The sequence below is a fragment of the Streptomyces sp. VNUA24 genome (genome assembly GCF_029167005.1).
GTDB classification, from domain to species: Bacteria; Actinomycetota; Actinomycetes; order Streptomycetales; family Streptomycetaceae; genus Streptomyces; species Streptomyces scabiei.
Genome location: NZ_CP119143.1, coordinates 3,399,884 through 3,419,389 on the forward strand (window position 1 = coordinate 3,399,884; position 19,506 = coordinate 3,419,389).

The 19,506-nt window shown below is 71.1% G+C and carries 17 protein-coding genes; 1 reads left to right on the plus strand and 16 read right to left on the minus strand.

What is annotated here, in order from left to right:
- Positions 1 to 3: 3 nt before the first annotated feature.
- Positions 4 to 1,329, plus strand: a complete 1,326-nt coding sequence (locus PYR72_RS14140) for a glutamate-1-semialdehyde 2,1-aminomutase (RefSeq protein ID WP_275460409.1) — start codon at positions 4 to 6, stop codon at positions 1,327 to 1,329.
- 219 nt (positions 1,330 to 1,548) lie between these two features.
- Here the strand turns inward: PYR72_RS14140 and PYR72_RS14145 are convergent, their stop codons facing one another.
- The 16 genes from PYR72_RS14145 to PYR72_RS14220 form a co-directional block, all read right to left on the minus strand.
- Positions 1,549 to 2,247 carry a phosphatase PAP2 family protein gene (locus PYR72_RS14145; protein WP_275455691.1) on the minus strand — a complete coding sequence of 233 codons (699 nt, stop codon included), beginning with the start codon at positions 2,245 to 2,247 and terminating at the stop codon, positions 1,549 to 1,551.
- A 169-nt stretch (positions 2,248 to 2,416) separates the two neighbouring features.
- Complete coding sequence (locus tag PYR72_RS14150; protein ID WP_275455692.1) at positions 2,417 to 3,316, minus strand: alpha/beta hydrolase; 900 nt, start codon at positions 3,314 to 3,316, stop codon at positions 2,417 to 2,419.
- A 145-nt stretch (positions 3,317 to 3,461) separates the two neighbouring features.
- The gene (locus tag PYR72_RS14155) at positions 3,462 to 4,046 is read right to left on the minus strand and encodes an NAD(P)H-dependent oxidoreductase (protein WP_275455693.1); all 585 of its coding nucleotides are present in this window, start codon (positions 4,044 to 4,046) and stop codon (positions 3,462 to 3,464) included.
- A 32-nt stretch (positions 4,047 to 4,078) separates the two neighbouring features.
- Positions 4,079 to 5,407, minus strand: a complete 1,329-nt coding sequence (locus PYR72_RS14160) for an FAD-dependent monooxygenase (RefSeq protein ID WP_275455694.1) — start codon at positions 5,405 to 5,407, stop codon at positions 4,079 to 4,081.
- A 185-nt stretch (positions 5,408 to 5,592) separates the two neighbouring features.
- The gene (locus PYR72_RS14165; RefSeq protein WP_275455695.1) at positions 5,593 to 6,234 is read right to left on the minus strand and encodes a monooxygenase; all 642 of its coding nucleotides are present in this window, start codon (positions 6,232 to 6,234) and stop codon (positions 5,593 to 5,595) included.
- A 131-nt stretch (positions 6,235 to 6,365) separates the two neighbouring features.
- Positions 6,366 to 7,019 carry an antibiotic biosynthesis monooxygenase gene (locus tag PYR72_RS14170; protein ID WP_275455696.1) on the minus strand — a complete coding sequence of 218 codons (654 nt, stop codon included), beginning with the start codon at positions 7,017 to 7,019 and terminating at the stop codon, positions 6,366 to 6,368.
- An 85-nt stretch (positions 7,020 to 7,104) separates the two neighbouring features.
- Entirely contained in the window at positions 7,105 to 8,832 is a 1,728-nt protein-coding gene (locus tag PYR72_RS14175; protein ID WP_275455697.1) for an FAD-dependent monooxygenase, read from the minus strand.
- Positions 8,829 to 10,067: a cytochrome P450 gene (locus PYR72_RS14180; protein WP_275455698.1), complete on the minus strand. Its 1,239-nt coding sequence runs from the start codon at positions 10,065 to 10,067 to the stop codon at positions 8,829 to 8,831. The genes PYR72_RS14175 and PYR72_RS14180 overlap by 4 nt, the downstream gene beginning before the upstream one ends.
- 52 nt (positions 10,068 to 10,119) lie before the next feature.
- A complete protein-coding gene (locus tag PYR72_RS14185; RefSeq protein ID WP_275455699.1) occupies positions 10,120 to 10,968 on the minus strand; it encodes a hypothetical protein in 849 nt (282 codons plus the stop codon).
- Positions 10,969 to 11,145: 177 nt separating this feature from the next.
- Positions 11,146 to 12,126: an aldo/keto reductase gene (locus tag PYR72_RS14190; RefSeq protein WP_275455700.1), complete on the minus strand. Its 981-nt coding sequence runs from the start codon at positions 12,124 to 12,126 to the stop codon at positions 11,146 to 11,148.
- A 39-nt stretch (positions 12,127 to 12,165) separates the two neighbouring features.
- Positions 12,166 to 13,431 carry an activator-dependent family glycosyltransferase gene (locus tag PYR72_RS14195; protein WP_275455701.1) on the minus strand — a complete coding sequence of 422 codons (1,266 nt, stop codon included), beginning with the start codon at positions 13,429 to 13,431 and terminating at the stop codon, positions 12,166 to 12,168.
- 40 nt (positions 13,432 to 13,471) lie between these two features.
- Positions 13,472 to 14,212 carry a class I SAM-dependent methyltransferase gene (locus PYR72_RS14200; protein WP_275455702.1) on the minus strand — a complete coding sequence of 247 codons (741 nt, stop codon included), beginning with the start codon at positions 14,210 to 14,212 and terminating at the stop codon, positions 13,472 to 13,474.
- Positions 14,209 to 15,555: an NDP-hexose 2,3-dehydratase family protein gene (locus PYR72_RS14205; RefSeq protein ID WP_275460410.1), complete on the minus strand. Its 1,347-nt coding sequence runs from the start codon at positions 15,553 to 15,555 to the stop codon at positions 14,209 to 14,211. Before PYR72_RS14205 ends, PYR72_RS14200 begins: the two co-directional genes overlap by 4 nt.
- Positions 15,556 to 15,641: 86 nt before the next feature.
- The gene (rfbB, locus tag PYR72_RS14210) at positions 15,642 to 16,682 is read right to left on the minus strand and encodes a dTDP-glucose 4,6-dehydratase (protein ID WP_275455703.1); all 1,041 of its coding nucleotides are present in this window, start codon (positions 16,680 to 16,682) and stop codon (positions 15,642 to 15,644) included.
- A complete protein-coding gene (locus PYR72_RS14215; protein WP_275455704.1) occupies positions 16,679 to 17,746 on the minus strand; it encodes a glucose-1-phosphate thymidylyltransferase in 1,068 nt (355 codons plus the stop codon). The genes rfbB and PYR72_RS14215 overlap by 4 nt, the downstream gene beginning before the upstream one ends.
- Positions 17,747 to 17,885: 139 nt before the next feature.
- On the minus strand, positions 17,886 to 19,466 hold the full coding sequence (locus PYR72_RS14220; protein ID WP_275455705.1) for an MFS transporter: 1,581 nt from the start codon (positions 19,464 to 19,466) through the stop codon (positions 17,886 to 17,888).
- Positions 19,467 to 19,506: the final 40 nt, after the last annotated feature.

A 19,506-nucleotide genomic window follows, 5' to 3' on the forward strand; every position in this document is an offset into this window, starting at 1 on the left:
GTGATGGACACCGAAGACTTCGCACTGCCCCGGTCCCGGGCGGCCAACGAGCGGCTGCACGCCCTCGTCCCCGGTGGCGCGCACACCTACGCCAAGGGCGACGACCAGTACCCGGAGCACCTGGCCCCGGTCATCAGCCACGGCAACGGCGCCCATGTGTGGGACGTCGACGGCAACCGCTACATCGAGTACGGCTCCGGCCTGCGGTCGGTCAGCCTCGGGCACGCCCACCCGCGCGTGACCGAGGCGGTGCGGCGGGAACTCGACCGCGGCGGCAACTTCGTCCGGCCGTCCGTCGTGGAGGTCGAGGCCGCCGAACGCTTCCTGGCGACGGTGCCGACCGCCGAGATGGTGAAGTTCGCCAAGAACGGCTCCGACGCCACCACCGCCGCGGTACGCCTGGCCCGCGCCGCCACCGGGCGCTCGCGGGTGGCCCTCTGCGCCGACCATCCGTTCTTCTCCACGGACGACTGGTTCATCGGCACCACCCCGATGTCCGCCGGCATCCCGGCGGCCACCCACGACCTCACCGTGACGTTCCCGTACGGCGATCTGGCCGCCACCGAGGAGCTGCTCGCCCGGTACCCGGACGACATCGCCTGCCTGATCCTGGAACCCGCCACCCACACCGAGCCGCCGCCCGGATACCTCGCGGGCCTGCGCGAACTGGCCGACCGGCACGGCTGCGTCCTGGTCCTCGACGAGATGATCACCGGCTTCCGCTGGTCGGAGGCGGGCGCCCAGGGTCTGTACGGCGTCGTCCCCGACCTCTCCACCTTCGGCAAGGCGCTGGGCAACGGCTTCGCCGTCTCCGCGCTGGCCGGGCGCCGCGAGCTGATGGAGCTGGGCGGGCTGCGGACCTCCGGGGAGCGGGTGTTCCTGCTGTCCACCACGCACGGCGCGGAGACGCACTCCCTGGCCGCCGCCATGGCCGTGCAGAGCACGTACGTCGAGGAGGGCGTCACCGCACGGCTGCACGCCCTCGGCGAACGGCTGGCGGCCGGTGTCCGCGACGCCGCCACCGCCATGGGCGTGGGCGACCACGTCGTCGTCCGGGGCCGGGCCAGCAACCTGGTCTTCGCCACCCTCGACGAGCACGGGCAGCCGTCGCAGGAGTACCGCACCCTGTTCCTGCGCCGGCTCCTCGCGGGCGGGGTGCTGGCCCCGTCGTTCGTGGTGAGCGCCGCGCTGGACGACTCGGACATCGAGCACACGGTCGACGTGGTGGCGGAGGCGTGCGCGGTGTACCGCAAGGCCCTGGACGCCGGCGACCCGACACCGTGGCTGGGCGGCCGTCCGGTGAAGCCGGTGTTCCGGCGGCGGGTGTGAGGACGGACCGTCGACGAGTGGGGGAGCGAGGCCGCCTGAGGGAAGGGTGAGCCGACGTCAGCGCGGCTGCGGTTGCGGTTGCGGTCGGCGTCGGCCTTCCGGCATCGGCGGGGCGAGCCGGGGTGTGCACGGCGAACCGGGAATCGCCGGACAGCGGGCGACCCCGCTTCCGGGCCGGTCGGCGAGCCGGTGCCCGACCGCCGGGTGGTCCGGGGCGGGTCAGCGACGCCGTCGGCCGTCGGCCGTCCGGTCCACCAGCCACGCGGTCGCCGGTGTCAGCGCCAGCGCGGTGCACCAGCCGCCGAGGACGTCGGTCGGGTAGTGCGCGCCCAGGGCGACCTGGGCCCAGCCCATGGCGGCCCCGGCGACCGGCGCCACGGCGAGCACGAGGGACAGGCCGGCCGCCCTGCCGAGGCGGAGCCGGCCGGCCGCGAGCAGCGCGACCACGAGGGCGAGGGCGGTGAGGAAGGCGGTGTGCCCGCTCGGGTACGAGAGGTTGCCGTCGCCGTGGATGGTGCGTCCGACCAGCGACTTGAGCAGCGTGCCCGCTCCCACGGTGACGCCGATCGCGGCGACGGCGAACACCGCGGCCCGCAGGCTCCGCAGCAGCAGGAGACAGCCCGCCACGACGGTCACGACCAGCGCCGCGGCCCCCACGGGCTCCCCGAGGAAGTCGACGGCCAGAGCGACGTGCCGCCACGGCGGCCCCACCCCGTCCACGACCGCCGAGACCCGCGCGTCCACCGCACCGGGCTCACTGTCACCGGCGAAGAGAACCGCACCCGTGGCGACGCCCAGCCCGGCGAGAACAGCCACCACCCCGAGCCACCCGCGCAGCACCGACGGCAGCACGGACGGCGCGGACCGCTTCCCGGGTCCGCCGGGCCCGACACCGACGTGGTCCTCGACTTCCGTCACCCGCGCCCCCCGTCGTGTCCTTGGCGGCCACCCGTCCCGTCGATCGCCTCGGTGGCGGCGCCGGTGGGGACCGGATCAATTGTGCCCGCCGCCGTGCCCGACGGCTGCCGAAATCCGTGGGTTCAGCCGCTTCGTCGCGTACGGCGGGGACGATGTCGTCGTCCGACGTTCATGCGGTGGCGCGGGCGCGGCATTCCTCCAGGAAGGACAGCACGCTCAGGTGATAGCGGCGTGCCGCGTAGCCGAGGCTGATGTTGTGTCCGGCGCCCGTCAGACGGTCGGTGCGTACCAGCGGGGTGAGCAGGGGGGCGGTCAGTTCCCGTACGGCCTCGGGGTCACAGGCCCAGAAGCGCTCGTGTTCGGCGAAGGTGAAACGCACCGGGACCCGGATGCGGCGGGCCAGTCCGGCGTACCGGAGAGGCCACTGCGGGATCTCCTCGGCCTCGCGGGACGGGACGGGACCGACAAGATGCCGCGCCAGCCGGAACGTACCCGGTGGATACAGTGCGAGCGGCCCCCAGTGCAGGCGGTGGTCGTGTCGCTGTCCGACAGTGGCGAGTTGGGTCGGCGACAGGGCCCATCGCTCACCGACTCCCGAGACGTCCACCCCCAGCAGCCCGTCCTCCGGTTCCGCCGTCGCGACCGTCGTCAGGGCGAGTTTGCCGCCGAGCGAGTGGCCCACCAGAAAGAACGGGGCACCCTGCCCACGCTCGACGGCGTAGGTACGCAGCGCTGCCCGCACGCAGGCGGCCTGCTCGGCCAGGCGCATGCCGTGCGGCAGGCGGCCCGCGGAAGCGCCGTAGCCGGGACGGTCCATGGCGAGGGCCGCGTAACCGGTCGCGGCCGCAAGGGACAGCAACGAGAGGGACGGATCGGCCTGGCCGTGGAAGTAGCCCGCGCCCATGCCTCCGCCGTGGAGCGCGACGAGCACGGCGCGCGGCTCCTGCCCGCGGGGGAGAGCGAGCAGTCCCGACAACCGTACGTCCCCCGCCGCCAACTCGACCTTCTCCACGACCGGGGACGACGGCGTCCGTTTCGGTGTCATCGGTGCCCGGGCGGACTCTGACATGCGATCTCCGTAGGTTGTCGGGCAGCCGGGGGACGTGAAACGCCCAGGGGGACCTGCCCATCCGGCCGCCCCGGGCCGGGGCCGGACTGCCGGGCGCCGGAGCGCGCCCTCCCGCTCCCCGACCCCGGCGGCAGGCACGGTGTGATCAGAACCGGTAGGGGCGGTTGCGCCGGGCTTCGCTCAACACGTCTGCCCACCAGGCGAGTTGGTCGAGGAACGTCTTGACGGCCACCTCCGCGCCCTGCGGTGCTCCCCCGTTGTCGAATGCTCCCCACGCGTTGTGGAAGGAGAGCGCTTCCCGGATGGTCAGCGCGTGCACCTCCGGGAACACCTGCCGCAGCTGTTCCGCGGCCCGCAGCCCCCCACCCATTCCCCCGTAGGACACGAGGCCCACCGGCTTGGCCGCCCACTCCTGCAGATGCCAGTCGATCGCGTTCTTGAGCGACGCGGGGAAGGAGTGGTTGTACTCGGGTGTGACCACCACGAAGGCGTCGGCTGCGGCCACCCGGGGCGTGATCCCGTCCTTGACGCGCTGCACCTCGGCGTCCAGGGGCCGGCCCATGCCCGGGACGTCCAGGGGCAGTGGGTGATCGGCGAGGTCCAGAAGGTCCACGTCCCACCTCCCGTGCGAGGCCGCCCGGGCGGCCACCCAACGGGCCACGTCGATGCCCATCCGGCCGTCACGGACGCTGCCGACCACCACGGCCAGCCTTAAGTGCTCGTTGTTCATGCTGTTCCTTCCACCAGGCCCTCCAAGGGCGGTCACGTCGCTGTCGGTACGACAGGGATGAGCAAGAGATCGTTCGGCGCAACGCAGTTGAGGAGCATGGTCAACCAAGGTGCCATCAACCACACCGACCGGCCAGTACGTATGCCAGAGTCACTACGCGCACCGCGGCGTACCGGTGTCCCGCACAGAGCATCCGTTCTCGAGCGCAGCAGCCCGCGTTCTCCCGCCCCCCACGGCCGTTCCGCAGGAGGAGCACGTGTCGCAACAACCCAGTCGCTTTCGCACGAGTCCCGATCCGTCCCGGCGGTTCGGGACGGAAGGCACCCCCTCACCGAGAGGAAGAGCAGGCCCTGTGCGCGGGTGTTCAGCAGGAGACGCGTGCCGACGGGGTGACGCTCGGTGTGGTACGTGTCGAGCAGTTCCTCTCCGGCCCTGCCCCGGACGACCGCGGCGAGCTTCCAACCGAGGTTGACCGCGTCCTGGATGCTGGTGTTCATGCCCTGCCCACCGGCCGGCAGATGGATGTGGGCGGCGTCTCCCGCGAGCAGGACACGACCGCGCCGATACGTCGTGACCTGCCGGGTGGCGTCCCCGAAGGAACTGACCCACTCCGGTTCACCGTGCGAGATGTCCTCCCCCGTGACCCGCTTCCAGCCGGCGACCACTTCCTCGTAGGAGGGGGCCGCGGTGCGCCGCTGCGGAGGGGTGCCGCGTTCGCACAGGATGAGCCGGGTGACACCGCCGGGCAGCGGGCCGACCATGACCATGCCGCCCTCGAAGGTCTCACCGATCATCCGGGGGGCCAGCTCCAGGCCGCGCACGTCCGCGAGGAACATCTCCATCGTGGCGGCGGTGCCGGGAAAGTCGAACCCCGCCGCCTTGCGGACCATGCTGCGCCCGCCGTCACAGCCGACCAGATATCGCGCCGTCAGCCGTACCGGGTCACCGTCCAAAGTGCGCACATCGACAGCGACGTGGTCGTCCTCGTCGGTGACGGAGAGCACCTCGTGGCCGCGGCGCAGGTCACCCCCCAGGTCGCCGACCCAGGCTTCCAGGGCGGCCTCGGTGTGGGACTGGGGAACGGTCTTCGCGGCCTGGTGGGCGCCCTCGAGCACGCCGAAGTCGACGGGCAGCCCGCCGAAGTGGCCCACGTTGCTGGTCTCCACCTCCCCGAAACGGCTCAGCAGGCCGCGCTGGTCGAAGACCTCCATCGTGCGGGCGGTGAAACCCAGTCCCCGTGACTCGCCGGTCCGTTCGGGGAGTTTCTCCAGCGTGATGACGTCCACGCCGGCCAGGCGCAGCTCGCCGGTGAGCATGAGCCCGGCCGGACCGGCGCCCACGACGATCACATCCGTGTCCATCTGTCCTCTCCTCCTTGATCCAGGGCCTGCGTCCACACGGGCAGACGGCGAACGGCCGGCAGTCGTCAGGCACGCGCAGGGCCCCTGTCCGGACGGCCGATCCGAGGATCGTCGTCCGGACAGGGGCCCTGCCCACCTGTGTCAGCCCGTTCGGAGCGCTCTGTCCCGAAGCGGTTGTCTTTCCGTCAGCGCACCACCGAGTCGGCCAGGCGGTAGCGCTTGCCCCCGATGCCGCGCACTCCGGGCATGGTGAGCGCCTCGAAGCACTCCTTGGGGCGCTCGCTCTGCATGAAGCGCTCGTGGGACTCCTCGTCCACCCACTGTGCCCAGTTGAGAACGCGCGTGCCGTCCACACTGATGTGGAAGTGCGAGGAGACCAGGCCGGCGAACGGCGTGCCGAGCGGTCCGTCCAGCAGGTTGTCCGCCGCGCGCCGCTGCCGCTCCCGGCCGTCGACGTCGAAGACAGGGGGTACGAGCAGAGTGGGAACGCTGCCCGGTTCCAGGGTCCGGCCCCGGTACAGCCGATACCGGACGGGTTCGACGGCGTCGGGCTCCTTGTCGTACCGGCCCGTGCCGCGGACGTACTCGCGGTAGACCTCGTCGGAGGTCCACTGCGCGTACGTCAGAACGTTCTCCGCCTCGGTGCAGGTGAAGACGCTCATCGAGAGCATGCCCTCCGGGAGCGGTCCTTCCCGATAGGGGGCCATGACTCGTTCGGCCTCGGCGCGCTGGGCGTCGGCTGAGCCCACGTACAGCGGCGTGACCAGGACGATGCCGCAGTCGGAACGGCTGACGTCCGGGAAGGGGGCCGTCGTCGGAGGGGTCATGCTCGGGTTCTCCTCGGTGTCGGGAACTGTCCGGGGCACGGTCTTCACAAGCGTGAACTACCGTGCCCCGCCTGCAGGTTAACCTTCCCGAGGCGCCTGATCGGGCCTGGTTGAGGGCGGTTTCCGGACGTTCACGAGCCGAGACTCCGGTGCAGGTGGTAGCGCCGGAAGCCGATCGGGCGCACGCCCGGCGTCTGTTCCGTGACCCGCAGATTTCCGTGCCGTGTGCCGCCTTCCAGGAACGCGGCATGTGCCTCGTCGGTCGTCCACTCCGCGAAGTTGGTCACCCGTGTCCCGTCGATGCTCAGGTGGAAGTGGGAGCCGATCATGCCCGCGTGCTCGTCCGCCGGCGCCTCCTCCAGCCGGCGGGCGATGGAGTCCACGATGAATCGCTGTCGTTCGGGCCCGTCGACGTCGAACATGGCGGTGACGAGCGCCCCGGGCGGCGCGGCCGCGGGTTCCGTCACCACGCTGCGGTGCAGCCGGTATTCGACGGGCTCCCTGCGGGCGTCGGCGACGGGCAGGGCACCGACGAACTCCCGGTATGTGAGGGCACCCGTGCACTGCGTGTAGGTCATCACCGTGTCGCCCTCCACGCTCAGGTAGCACGAGAAGGTGAGGACCTCCTCGGGCCACGGGGCCCGCCGCCAGGCGTCCGTGACACCGTCGAGCACGGACCGCGCCCGGTCGGGGTCTCCCACGTACCAGTGGCTGACGAAGACCGCGCGCGCGTCGGGGCGCGCGATGTCCGGCGTGGTGGTCTGTTCGGCAACGCTTTCGGTCATGGCCGTCTCCACGAGGGCTGGTCCTCCCCCGCACGTCCGGATCGCGTGCGAGGTGTTCCGTACGAGGTTCGTCCGTGCTGGGGACTCACACCGAGGCCGGGCCGAAGTGGCGGCGCAGGGCCGTCTCCAGGTCGCCGTCGGCGCTCGTCCACGCCACGTACCCGTCCGGCCTGACCAGAACGGCGTCCGTGCCGGACAGCTCGCTCGTCCCGGGGTCACCGTCGAGACGCGCGGTCACCACGTCGACCCGGTCCTTCCAGCCCTCGGCCACGGCCGTGCCGCCGTGGTCCGGGCCGAGCAGCAGGAGCACTCCTCGGGCAGGGTGGAGCAGTTCCATGCTGGTGCTCCGGCCGCCGCCGGGCAGGGAGAGAAAGATTTTCGGCAGCCGCCGACCGAGCAGCGGGTGGTCGCCCGGGCCGACGTCGTAGCGGATGTCGAGTCCGCTGACCATGCCGGCCAGTTCCCGGGCCGCCTCCTCGCCGCGGAAGACATGGCCGAGCACCTCGCGCAGCGGCTGCATCTCCTCACCACCGAGGAACAGTGCCGCCTGGGCGCGCGTGTTGCGCACCAACTCCGCACCGACCGGGTGCCGTTCGGCATGGTACGCGTCCAGGAGGGACTCATCCGCGCGCCCCGTCGCCACGGCTCCCAGCCGCCAGCCCAGGTTCACGGCGTCCTGGATGCTCACGTTCATGCCCTGGCCGCCGGCCGGCAGGTGCACGTGCGCGGCGTCCCCGGCCAGCAGGACCCGCCCGCGCCGGTACTCGCTCGCCTGCCGGGCCGCGTCTCCGAAGGAGCTCACCCAGACGGGCGTGGCCCCGGAGATGTCGTCCCCGCTGACCCGCTGCCACGCCTCGGCCACTTCGTGGAAGTCGGGCGGCCCGGAACGCACCCTGGGCGGCTCGCCGCGTTCATGTACGACCACCCGCATCACCCCGTCGGGCAGGGGTGCCGCGAGGAGCATGCCCTTGGGGCGCCGCCCTCCCGACCACAGGGGGTCCAGCTCCAGGCCGCGGACGTCGGCGAGCAGCAGCTCCGTCGTCGCGTCGGTACCGGGGAAGTCGAAGCCGTACGACCGGCGTACCAGGCTGCGGCCACCGTCGCACCCCACCAGGTAGGGCGCGGTCATCCGCTGCTCCCCGGCGGCCGTCTCCACCCCGACCGTGACCTGACCGCCCTCGTCCTCCACGGCGACCACCCGATGTCCGTAGCGGAGTTCGACGCCGAGTTCCCGCGCCCACTCGCCCAGTACCGCCACGGTGCGCGCCTGGGAGACGCCGGTGGCGCTCGCGTGCGCGCCGTCCCCGACCGCGTAGTCCACCGGCACGCTCCCGAAGTGGCCGCCCGGCGCCCGCCCGAGAGGGCCGAACCTCTCCAACAGCCCCCGCTGCTCGAAAACCTCCAGGGTGCGGGCCGTGAAGCCCATGCCGCGCGACTCGGAGTTGGGGCCGCCCTCCTTCTCCAGGACCACGACGGACGCTCCGGCCAGCCGCAGCTCCGCGGCGAGCATGAGCCCCGCCGGGCCGGCTCCGACGACGATCACATCCCCTTCCATACCTGGGTGCACCTTTCGTACCAAGCTCCGTGTCGTGGTCACCGTGATCGCGCCCGCCGGGCAGCACTCGGCGATCTCCCGCAGGCGCGTCAGCCCGCTGTCGCCGCCCGTGTCGTGCCGCTCGCTCTCCCCGACCCCCGTGGTGCGGAAAACGGCGTGTCCGTCCTCGGTCAGCTCGAACAGCGTGGGTTCCATCGCCTCGCACATCCCGGTGCCGAAGCAGAGCGTCCGGTCCACGTGGGCCACGGCTCGCGTCATGGCTCTCCGCGCTCCGTCCGCGGGGTGACGGGAAGCGACGTCAGCCGCCGAATGGCCCAGTTCTCGATGTAGCGCACCTGGTCCCGGGGCAGCGCGAGGGCGAGGCCGGGGAAGCGGGTCACCAGAGCGGGTACCGCGATCTCGCCCTCCATCCGTGCCAGGGCGGCGCCGATGCAGTTGTGCAGACCGTGTCCGAAGCCGACATGGCGCGGGCTCTCGCCGGTGAGGCGCAGGCGGTCCGGCTCGGCGAAGCGGCGCGGGTCGCGATTGGCCGCGAGCAGCCCGGCGATCACGGGGGCCCCGGCGGGCAGCTTGACGCCCGACAGTTCCACCGGCTCCGTGGTGACCCGGAACAGCGCCGTGTGCAACGCCCCTTCGTAGCGGAGCAGTTCCTCCATGGCGCTCCTTGCCAGGCCGGGCTTCGCGCGCAAGCGGGCGGTTTCGCCGGGATGGTCCAGCAGCGCCAGGACGGCGTTGCCGATGAAGCCGCGTACGGTGTCGCTGCCCCCCATGATGAACGCCGCGACCAGACCGGTCAGTTCGTCGCCGTCGAGCCGGTTCTCCTCGTCACGGGCCTGGATCAGGGCCGAGGTCAGGTCGTCGGCGGGATGGCGCCGCTTGTCCTCGACGAGTTCCCCGGCGTACTCGCAGATCCTGCCGAACGCCGCCGGGACCCGGTGCATCAGCGCCGGATCGGAGGGAAACGCCTCGTTGAGGGCGGTGACGAGTTCACGGTGCCGCTCGATGCGGAAGCCGAGGATGGCGCTCAGCACACCGGCCGACACCTCACCCGCGTAGTCGTCCATCACGTCGAAGGTGCCGCGCCGGGCGCAGTCCTCCAGCACGCGGTCGACGACCGACCGTACGGTGTCCCGCCACTGCTCGATCCGCCGGGTGGTGAACGCGCTCATGGCCAGTCTGCGCAGCCTGGTGTGGTCCGGCGGATCGATGACGGCGATGCCCCGCTCGAGAATCGTCCCGGCGGCGCTGACCAGCCCCGCCTCACGGAAATCGTCGCCGGCCCAGGCGCCGGTCTCCGCGCTGAACCGGGAGTCGGCGAGGACCGCCCTGACGTCGTCGTACCGCGTCACCATCCAGGTCCGGACCTCGCCGACCGGGAAGGGGAACTCGTGGACCGGCGAATGGTCGCGGAGCCAGGCGAGGGTGGGGTGCGGATTCTGGTAGTAGGCGGGTGAGAACAGTGCGGGAACGCCCGGTGCCAGGGCTGACGTCATGTTCGGTCCTCTCTCCGGGTGAGTCGGTCGCACGCGCTGCGGACGGCGCGGCTCACAGGTCGTTCCACTTCTCGGTGGGCGGGGCGAAGAAATCACGCAGCGGAGGGGGGAACACACCGGCGTCCGCCGCGCTGTTGACCAGTCCATGCACGAACCGCGCCAGCTTCTCGGTGCGCTCGCCGCCCAGGGCCTCGTAGGGCTGCCGGTCGAGCCTGCTGGTGTCGTACTCGATCTCGTCCCGTAGTTCGGCTCCCTGCGGGGTCAGCCTGCCCTGGCCGTCGATGAGGCCGCTCGCGGCCAGGTGGTCGCGGCAGGCCGACCACTCCTCCTCGGTCCAGCCGCGCATCGGCATGACGATCTCCTTCGGCATGCCGTGCCCGCTCGCGCAGTCGAGGACCAGCGACCGTAGGCCGGTTACCTCGAACCAGTCGAGGACCGCGACATGTCCGTCCCCGCGGTGCTCGCGCAGCAGCGTCGCGGCGTGCCACAGGGCGACGTGCGGTTCGTCCGGCCGGACCAGGGCTGCGTTGGCGGCATAGAGAGGCCGGCCGGCGAGCGAACCCGCCGCAGCGGCCTCGGTGGCCAGTTCGGCCGCGTCAGCCATGGCCCGTGACTCCACGACGGCCCGCCCCAGCAGGCGCCGCAGAACCGTGTCCGCGGCCCTCTGCCGGGCCTCGACGGCCCGCACCGGTGAGACACCGTCCCACACCGCGGGCACCCTGGAGGCCACGAAGCCGGGTGCGAAGGAGTTGAACACGCCGGTGACCAGCTCGGAACCGACCGCCCCGAGCGGCGCGGCGCGGCCCGCCATGTAGACACTGGAGTGCTCCTCGACACCGAAGGGAGCGAGTTCCTCACGGAGGTCGGCGGTGAAGTAGAGGATGGAGTGCAGGCTGTTCAACGCCTGTGCGCAACGACGTGCGTACGGCACGGGGCCGGCCGGCGCCGGATGTCTCGATCGCATGGCTCCTCGGAAGTGTCGTGGTGAACGGGATGAACAGGACGCGCCGACCACCGCCTCGGGCACGGGACCGGGCGGTCGTACACGGCGAACGGACGACGCGAGGGCAGAGGAGGGTCAGGTGATCCACGCTTCCGGCGCCTCGGCACCCGGCCCGGGGAACAGCTCGTCCAGACGGCCCAGGACGTCGGGGCCGAGCCGGAGCCCCAGCGCGGCCACCGCCCCGTCCAACTGCTCGTCCGTACGGGGTCCGATCACCGGCGAGGTCACCTCGGGGCGCGACAGCACCCAGGCCAGGCCCACCCGGGCGGGCGGCTCGCCGATCTCCCGGCACAGGTTCTCGTACGACTCGATGCGTTGCTCGTGCTCCTTGAGCGCCGGCACCGCACGCCCCTGTGCCGACTTGACGGCCCTACCCTCACGGAGCTTGTCCAGGACGCCGCCCAGCAGACCGCCGTGCAGCGGGGACCAGGGCAGCACCGCCATGCCGTACGCCCGGGCCGCGGGGAGAAGTTCGAGTTCGACCTGGCGGGACACCAGGTTGTAGACACAGCTCTCCGAGACCAGCCCCAGCGCATGCCGGCGCAGCGCCGCCTCCTGTGCCATCGCGACATGCCAGCCCGCGAAGTTGGAGGAGCCCACGTAGAGGACCTTGCCCTGGCCGACGAGCAGATCCATGGCCTGCCAGATCTCGTCCCAGGGTGCGCTGCGGTCGATGTGGTGCATCTGGTAGAGGTCGATCCGGTCGGTACCCAGCCGCCGCAACGACGCCTCGCAGGAGGCGACGATGTGACGGGCGGACAGCCCGCAGTCATTGGGCGCCGGGGACATCTCGTTGCCCACCTTGGTGGACAGCACGACGCGGTCCCGGCGCGAGGGGTCGTCGGCGAGCCAGCGGCCGATGGTCTCCTCGGTGTACCCCTTGTGGACGCGCCAGCCGTACATGTCGGCGGTGTCCAGGAAGTTCAGCCCGTGCTCCAGCGCCCGGGTCATGAGGCGGTGACCCGCGTCCTCGTCGACCCTGCCGCCGAAGTTGACCGTGCCCAGACACAGTCGGCTGACGCGCAGGGCGGTGCGACCCAGCTGTGTGTACTCCATCGTCACTCCTCGGTTTCTGCCGACCGGTGCCGGACCGGCTCAGCCGGGCGGCAGGCCGCGGTGATGTGCCGTCAGCCGCTCCAGGACGGGGACGATCTCCGCGGGCGAGGGCGTCGCGAGACGGTCGCTCCGGAGCGCGGCCGTGCCCTGCCGGAAGTCGGGCTCCTCCAGGGCGCGGCGGAGCTGTCGGCCCAGCTCCTCCGGGGTGAGGTTCGCCGGGTGCAGCAGCGGGCCCGCGCCGCGCCGCGCCGCGTACCGCGCGGCGACCCGCTCGTCCCACGTGGGCACCGGGAGGATGAGCTGCGGCACCCGGTGCGTGGCCGCGGCGGAGAAGGTCCCCCAGCCGCCGTGGTGGACGATGGCCGCGCACGAGGGAAGCAGCTGGTTGAGCGGGACGAAGTCCACGGTACGGACGTTGTCCGGGATTCGGTCGAGGCCCGTCAGCTGCGCCCGGTTCAGCGTGGCCACCACCTCGATGTCGAAGCCGGCCACGACGTCGAGCATCTCCTCCAGCGGGAAGCCGGTGTCCTTCCCGAACAGATGCCGTGAGCTGACACCCAGGGTCAGACAGACACGGGGGCGCTCCGGGGGTTCCCGAAGCCAGTCGGGGACGACTGACGCCTCGTTGTACGGCACCCAGCGCAGCGGCACGGTACGGGTGTCCAGAGGGAGCCGCGCCGCCTGCGGGACCAGGTCCACGCTCCACTGGCCGAGCAGCATCTCCTCCGAGAAGTCCAACCCGTACCGATCGAGCAGCGGCCGCATCCACCGTGCCATCGGGTCGCGTTCGGCGGAGCGTCCGCCGACCCGCTCCCAGACCCACCCCATCTTGTCCTGGCCCCACAGGACTCGGGCGTGGGCGGCTCCGGCGACCCGTGCCGCGACCGCGGCGGGCAGGCACAGGGGGTCCCACAGCACGAGATCGGGCCCCCATGAGCGGGCGAAGTCGACCAGATCGGTGACCATGCCCTTGTCGTCGCCGAGCGGATAGCACTGGCCGATGATCGACAGGAGCCGCTGCTGGAGCAGTTCCCACTCGGCCGGGCCGCTGGTCTGCACGTCGAGGGCGAAGGCGTCGGGCGGAATGTCCAGGTGACTGCCCTCCTCCGCCGCCACGTCGGCGGTGGCCACGCTCTCCCCCACGGGTACGGCCATCACTCCGGCAGCGGTCACGGTGGCCGCCATGTCGTCCGACCCCATACCGGGGTGTCCTACGACGCAGACCTCGTGGCCCGCGCTCTGCAGGGCCCAGGCGAGAGGGATGACGGGGTAGAGGTGCGAAGTCGACGGGAATGTCGCGATCATGACACGCATGGGTCCTCCTCTGGGTGTGGGTGGCCGTGGATCACGTGTGCGTCCCGACGAACAGGCCCCTCCCGTTGGGCCCGCCTTCGCGGAACACCGCCTTCACACCGGCGAGGCGGAAGGCGGTCTCGTACTCGTCGCGTGTGAACAGCGAGTGCACCTCGGTTTCGGTGAAGTCCGTGATGCCGGCCGGGCCGGCGACCGTGTAGCGCACGGTCATACGGCTGCTGCGCCCCTCCCGGACGGAATGCGAGACTCGGCTGATCACGCCGTGCTCGTCCTGGGTCGCCGCGCCCGACACGAACCCGTCGAGGAACCTCTCCGGGAACCACCACGGCTCGGCGATGACGACACCCTCGGGGTTCAGATGCCGCACCATGCTCGCGACGGCCTGGTTCAGCTCGTCCACCGAGGTCATGTAGCCCAGCGAGAAGCACATGCAGGTGACGACGTCGAAGCGCTGTCCCAGATCGAACGCGCGCATGTCACCCTGATGGACGGGCACCGCGGTCAGCTTCCCCCGGGCGATCCGGCACATGCCCTGGGAGAGTTCCACCCCGGCCACGGTGGGGAAGCGCTCGGCGAAGCGCCTCAAGTGCTCCCCCGTGCCGCAGGCGACATCGAGGAGGGAGACCGAACGGGGCCGCAGTTCAAGGGCGATGTCCGCGAGCGTGTCGGCCTCGGCGGCCCAGTCCCTGCCGCGGCTCGCGTGGATCCTGTCGTATATCTCGGCGTGCTCGGTGCTGTAGGCCATGGATTCCGTCGTGGAATCGGCGATCACAGGGCGTCTCCTCGTAACTCGGGGTTGGTGCCGATACAGGCGAGCAGGGTCCTGGCCTGGACGTTCAGGTAGTGCCCGTGCCGGGCCAGAGCGGCGAGCTGGCCGTACGTCACCCAGCGGTGGCCGCGCGGCGGTTCGCGGGGCGTCTGCTCCTCGTCCGTCTCGATGACCAGGTAACGGCTCTGCGCGTTCAGGAAGCGCCCCCCTTCCTCGGAGTGGACCGCCTCGTAGCGGATCCGAGGGCTTCCGGCGGAGGCCAGGACCGTGTCCAGGAACAAGGGACGCTCCGCCGGGGCAAGGTGCGCGTAGTTGCCGGGTGTGCACTGGACCGTGGGCGCCACCTCCGGCCCGTGCACCAGTCCTCCCTCGGCGCGGGCCTGTGCCAGGAAGTGCCGTACGCCTCCGAAACGGCGCGTCAGGAAGGCGGCGATCCCCTCGCCACAGGGCTCGACCAGAGGCTGGGACCAGCCGGTCACTTCCCGCGTGGGTGCCTCCGCAGCGACGGCCACCACCCGGAAGTAGCGGCTGTCGGGGCGCTCGATCGCCTCCTCGCCGACGGTCCATCCCGCCACCTCGCGAAGCGGCGTCGGACGGGCCAGCAGCGGTTGCCGGGACCTCTCCGCGGTCAGCCAGGAGACCACGTCGGTGTCGGGGTGCAGCGCCTGCCGGCCGCCGTCGGGCAGCGCACAGGCGAGCACCGAGCGCGCGTCCATGTTCACCACGTCGTCGAGACGCAGAAGTTCACCGATCTGGCCGAGGGTCAGCCAGCAGAAGTCCTCGTCCACGACGGGGGCGTCCCGCGTCTCCACCACCATGTTGCGATTGCTCTTGCGGTGGAACCACGAGCCGTGCTCGGACTGGAGGGAGTCCGCGAGTACGTGGTCACGGCCGGGCTCGGGGCTGAGGAAGTGGTCGAGGTACTTCACCCTCGCTCCCCCGTGGGCCCGCGTGTAGTTGCTGCGCGTGGCCTGGACGGTCGGAGAGAGCTGGAGCATGCCGGGGTTTCCCGGCTCCATCTTGGCCTGCATCAGGAAGTGCAGAACGCCGTCGATCTCCTTCGCGAGCAGGCCCAGGATCCCGGTCTCGGGCTGCCGGATCACCGGCTGCCGCCAGGACGTCGTGCGGTCGCCCTCGACCGCCACGTGAAGTCCCGTGATCGCGAAGAACCGTCCACTGCGGTGGACGAGGTCGCCCGTGTCCGCGGCGAAGTGCCAGCCGTCGAGTTCACGGAAGGGAATCCGGCGCACCCGGAAGGCGTGGGCGTCACGCCTCTCCTCCAGCCATCGGGTCACCTCCGCGGTGGGTTTCACCGCGCTGTCCCGCGCGGCCAGCGAGGCGGCCACACGCTCGGCGTGCGCGGCGTCCGCCCGCGGCCGCAGGATCCGCTCCGCGAGGCGTGGGCCCACCCCGACGGCCGCGCGCCGCCCGATCACCGGGCCACGCCCCCGTGCTCCGCGACCCGCGTGGCGACGGCGTGAACGTCCGTGGCCCGCTCGCCGTCGCCGCCGTACTTCGCCGCCTTCCACCAGGCCGGGTTCGACCGGTACCAGTCGACCGTGTCCGCCAGTCCGTCGGCGAAGGAGACCGCGGGCACGTAGCCCAGTTCCTCACGGATCTTGGTGCCGTCGAGCGCATAGCGGCGGTCGTGCCCCTTGCGGTCCGTGACGTGGCGGATCAGGGAACGGTCGGCATCGCACAGTTCGAGGAGCAGTTCCGTCACCGCGAGATTGCTGTACTCGCTGCCGCCTCCGATGTTGTAGACCTCGCCGGCCCTGCCGCCCAGCAGCACGCTGTGCACCGCACGGCAGTGGTCGTCCACGTGCAGCCACTCGCGCCGGTTGTCACCGGTGCCGTAGAGCGGGATGGTCCGTCCCTCGAACAGGTTGGTGACGAACAGGGGGACCAGCTTCTCCGGGTGCTGGTAGGCGCCGTAGTTGTTGGAGCAGCGGGTGATCGAGACGTCCAGGCCGTGCGTCCTGTGATAGGAGCGGGCGACCAGGTCGGCGGCCGCCTTGCTCGCGGCGTACGGGGAGTTGGGCAGGAGCGGCGACTCCTCCGTCCAGGACCCCTCGTCGATGGATCCGTACACCTCGTCGGTGGAGACATGCACGACCCGGGGAACGCCGGTGGCGAGGGCCGCGTCGAGCACGGCGTGCGTGCCGCCGACGTTCGTCCGGATGAACTCCCCGGAGGACGCGACGGACCGGTCCACATGGGACTCCGCGGCGAAGTGCACCACGGCGTCATGTCCTGGGAGCAGGTCCCGCAGCAGGGACGGCTCGCACACGTCGCCGCGGACGAAATCCAGGCGCGGATGGGACGAGGGCAGATTCGCCGGGTTGCCCGCGTAGGTGAGCTTGTCCAGCACGGTGACCGAGACGTCGTCGCTTCCCGGGTACCCTCCGGCGAGGAGGGTACGTACGTAGTGCGAACCGATGAAACCGGCGCCGCCGGTCACCATGATCCTCATGCCGACACCTCGATGTGTGTGTGGTCACCGACGACCAGCCGGTGGTGCGCGGTCCGGTCGGTCCGGGGCCCGACCGTCGCGCCACGACCGATCAGCGAGCCGTGCAGTCCGGTCACGTGCGAAATCCGGGCACCGTCCAGGGCGATGGAGAAGTCGATGTGGGTGCCCCGGAGTTCGCACCCCCGCCCGATCGAGGTGTCCGGACCGATGTGACTGTCCTCCACGACGGTGCCGGCGCCGATGATCGCCGGCCCGTCGATGCACGAGCGGGTCACGCGGGCTCCTGCCTCGACGACGATCGGCCCGCGGATGTGACAGGACTCGTCCACCACGCCCTCGATCGAGTGCTCGAGGTCCCGGAGGAGGTCGCGGTTGCATTCCAGGACGTCCTCGACCCGTCCCGTGTCCCGCCAGTACCCGGTGTACCTGCTGACCGCCACCCGCGCGCCACTGTCGAGCAGCCACTGGACGGCGTCGGTGATCTCCAGTTCCCCGCGGGCACTCGGGCTGATCGCCGCGACCGCGCCGTGGATGGCCGCCGTGAAGAAGTACACGCCGATGAGGGCGAGATCGCTGCGCGGTACGCGCGGCTTCTCCACGAGCCGCAGCAGGGAACCGTCCGTCCCGAGTTCGACGACGCCGAACGCCTGGGGGTTGGCCACCTTGTACACGACGACCTGGGCCTCCGGCCGCCGCGCGCGGAACTCGGCGGCGATGCCCCTGACACCTTCGGGGAGCATGTTGTCACCGAGATACATGACGAAGTCGTCGTCACCCAGGAAGTCGCGGGCGAGCAGCACGCAGTGCGCCAGCCCCAGGGGCTCCGTCTGCGGGAGGTACGTGATCCTCAGGCCGAATCGGGATCCGTCGCCGACCGCCTCGACGATCTCCGAGGAACGGTCGCCCACGATGATCCCGACGTCCGTCACGGCCAGGTCCCTGATGTTCTCCAGGACGTGCGCGAGGACGGGCTTGTTCGCGATGGGTATGAGCTGCTTGGGCATCGAGTAGCTGAACGGGCGTAAGCGGGTTCCCGCTCCGCCCGCGAGCACCAGGGCCTTCATGGCTTTCCTCTCCTCCGCCACGTGCCGTGTGCGGCGGACCACGGCGGTGCATAGGAAGCAGGGGCGCCGCCCCGTGACGAGGCGACACCCCTGCGAAGGTGAGACGTGCGGGCTGACTTCTGGTGGTGCGGTGTGACTCCTAGCGGATCGTCGAGGGTTCTGTTCCGCCGGTGGCGGGGACGGCCTGCTCGGCGGTGGCCGGCAGCTCCTCCTCGTGCGCGGCGGGCTTCACCTGTCGAAGCAGGAAGGCGACGCCCAGGGCCATGAGCAGCATCAGGGGCATGGCCACGAACGAGTTGACCTGCAGCCCCCTGGCGAATGCGTCGCGTGCGGCGGCGGCCAGGGCCTCGCCCCCCTCACCCGGCATACGCGCCGCGGCTTCCAGCGCCCCGGCCAGCGTGTCGTCGGCACCTGCGGGAACGCCGTCCGGGTAGCTGTCGGCCATGCCGCTCCGGAACACGGTGGCGCCGATGCTGCCGACCACGGCGATACCGAGGGCGCCACCGAACTCGTTGGACGTCTCCGAGATCGCGGCGGCGGGGCCGGCCTCCTCCGGCGGCGCGGCGCCGACGATCATGTCGATTCCGAGAGCGGAGACCGGGGCGAGACCGGCGAACATCAGGATCGACGCCAGCATCACCACGCCGGGCCCGGAGTCCGCGGAGACTCCCCAGAGAACCATGAACCCCACGGCGGCCAGGATCATCCCGGCACCGAAGACATAGGCCGGGCGCACCTTGGCGACGATGCCGGAGGCGGCCAGGGCCGCGACCATGCCGGAGATCACTGCGGGCAGCAGCCACAACCCTGCCTGGAGCGGCGAGAGTTCGAGCACGCTCTGCAGGAACTGTGCGATGACGAACTGGATCCCCATCAGGAACATGACGGTGAGCAGCAAGGTCGAAAGGGAAGCGCTGAAAGCCCGGTTGGCGAACAGGCTCAGGTTGAGCAGCGGGTGGGCCAGCGTGCGCTGACGCCGCACGAAGACGTAGCCGACGGCCGCACCGACCAGGATCGCCACGAGCGGGACGGGTTCCAGGCCGTACTTGGCCACCTCTTTGAGGCCGTAGATCATGGCGAGCACGGCGATCAGCGACAGCAGTGAACTGATCAGGTCGACCCGCGCGCCCTGCGGGTTACGGTACTCCGGCAGCAGGAAGGGTCCGACGGCAAGCAGGAGCACCATCACCGGTACGGCCAGCAGGAAGACCGAGCCCCACCAGAAGTACTCCAGAAGGACGCCGCCGACCACGGGTCCCAGAGCGCCGCCCAGCATGAAGCTCGTCGACCAGATGGTGACCGCGGTGGTGCGCTGGGTGGGTGAGGGGAACATGTTACGGATCAACGACAGGGTGGAGGGGGCCAGACACGCTCCGGCCACGCCCAGCACGGCGCGCGTCAGGATGAGCATCTCCGGCGTCTCGGCGTACGCCGTGAGCACGGAAGCCACACCGAAGGCCCCGGCACCGAGCATCAGCAGGAGCCTGCGCCCCACACGGTCGCCCAACGTGCCCATCGTGACGAGGAATCCGGCGATGAGGAAGCCGTAGATGTCCGTGATCCACAGCAGTTGCGAACTGCTGGGGTTCAGGTCCGCGCTCATCTGCGGCACCGCCAGGTGCAGCAGGGTCAGATCCATCGTGACCAGCATGGAGGGAAGCGCGAGAACGGCCAGGCCGATCCACTCCCGTTTCGTCGCCCGTAACGAGCTCTCTTGCATCAGGACTCTTCCTTTCGGTGACGGCCGACGGGATCGGCCC